At 51.5% G+C, this 1,004-nt stretch carries 1 protein-coding gene; it reads left to right on the top strand.

From position 1 onward, the window contains the following. Positions 1-58: 58 nt before the first annotated feature. Positions 59-1,004, top strand: a 946-nt coding sequence (locus AC2VLY_RS11070) for a helix-turn-helix domain-containing protein (protein ID WP_486922279.1), incomplete at its 3' end; no start/stop codon positions are given.

The following is a 1,004-nucleotide window of genomic DNA, read 5'->3' as shown; positions in this document are numbered from 1 at the left end:
CTCAAATAGAGGATGAGAATCAGAAAAAGAAGAAAAAGAAAAAGGAGCACTACACAACGTGACCGATCTTACCGATTCCATTATAGAATCTGGTCAGATCGGTTGCAAGTCTGATTCGATTCCAGAAAACACCCAGGTCACATTAGATCTGGGATGCCCGGATGCGCTTCCGCGTAAACGCAGGCCGCTGGATGCTCTGGGTCTGTCACCGGACCTGGATATTCCCTGTATTTTGTCCCAACCACTGTTCACGCTGTATAGGTTGGCGCACTTAAAAATGACAGAGCGCGTTGTTTTACAGGCGCTTTTACTGCACGCTCGTTATGATAATCTGGCCGAGCCCGTATTCCCCAGTCTGGAACGCATCAGCCAGATGATTGGCCGGAGCGTCTGCACCGTCAGCACGGCACTCCGCAATCTGGTACAGGCTGGATACATCGTCCGGCAGGTCCGGCGCAAGGCGCATGGCCGCTACCGTGGCGTCACCCATACCTACTTTACCCCGATGCTGGCGGAACTTGTGCAGATGCCTTACGAGCCGCACCACGTCCGCCAAAAAAGCCTGTTTGAACAGGCCATGTCGGGCTTCAAGCAGGTCTGTGGCCTGGTTGCTGAAAAATTAGACGTAAAAAAATGGACCGCAGCATGGTTCCGGCAACGTGAATCGGTGGCCAATAGCCAGCTATTACAGAAACTTTCCCTGCCTGCCGAACTGCTCTTCCTGCTGGAAAGAGGGGTGCGGGCCAGTGATCTTTTCCGCTGGCAAAAGGAATTACGGAAAAACCGGTCATCACTGGATCTATCCGGCATTGTTACCCGCAAACGCTTTGCGCTGGAAAAAGCCAAAAATGTCGGAGGTTATCTCCGAACACTGGTCCGAAAAGTCCTGAACGGCGAGAAGATTCAAGAAGGCTGGGAGTGGGAAGCAGATCAACCGCAAGAACCAGAAAAACCATTGAATATCAACAGATACTATTCGTCATCCATCGCTATTTCAGCCGATT

Source organism: Acidithiobacillus sp. TH-A36 (assembly GCF_057473445.1).
Note: the sequence above shows the minus strand (reverse complement) of the source record. Positions and strands in the feature narration are given on the sequence as shown.